Genomic DNA, 903 nt, shown 5'->3' with positions numbered 1-903 from the left:
AGTCTCAAAACTTGACCGTAATTCTTTCAAAAAAATAGTTACAGAAAAGAAAACGGATAAACATCAAAAAGGGTTTACAAGTTGGACTCACTTAGTCTCTATGCTTTTTTGTCAATTTGCAAAAAGTCAATCTATTCGTGATATCAGTAATGGTTTGAGGTCAGCAACCGGTAATCTTAATCATTTAGGTATACAAATGTCTCCTTCTAAATCAACGATTAGTTATCAAAACAAGAACCGAGATTGGACTTTATTTAGAGAATATTACTATCAACTACTTACACAATTAGGTCAGCAAACGGGCTTTAAGCAAACTAAATTCCGTATAAAATCTAAGATATTCTTATTGGACTCCTCAACCATTAGTCTGTGTTTAAACCTTTTTGATTGGGCGAAATACAAGACTACTAAAGGAGCGGTAAAACTCCACACACTTTTAGATTATGATGGTAATTTACCTGCTTATGTAAATGTTTCTAATGGTAAAACAGCTGATAACAAAGGAGCATATGAGATACCTTTACTTGCTAATAGTGTGATTGTTGCCGATAGATATTATAATGACTTTTCTTTATTAAACGTTTGGGACAGCAAAGGAGTCTTCTTCGTCATAAGGCACAAAGAAAACTTACAGTTTAAAACAATTAAAGAATTAGAATTACCAGATCACAGACATCAGCATATCCTAAAAGATGAGTTAATTGAAGTTACAGGAGTTCACACAAGTACAAAATACCCTAAAAAGCTCAGACGTGTTGTAATTTGGAATGATGAGAATAACCAAACGATAGAATTAATCACCAATCAAATGTATTGGACAGCAAACACAATAAGTGAGCTTTATAAGAGCAGGTGGCAGGTTGAAATCTTTTTTCGAGAAATTAAACAACTCCTCCATATCAA

General features: G+C 33.0%; 1 protein-coding gene. It reads left to right on the top strand.

The features are described 5' to 3' along the window. Positions 1 to 903 (top strand): IS4 family transposase (locus ACXAHM_RS26270; RefSeq protein WP_474967057.1); only part of this gene is annotated, 903 nt, incomplete at both ends.

This window comes from Flammeovirga sp. AWQ4_249 (assembly GCF_056161045.1).
This window is presented reverse-complemented; position numbering and strand designations above follow the sequence as displayed.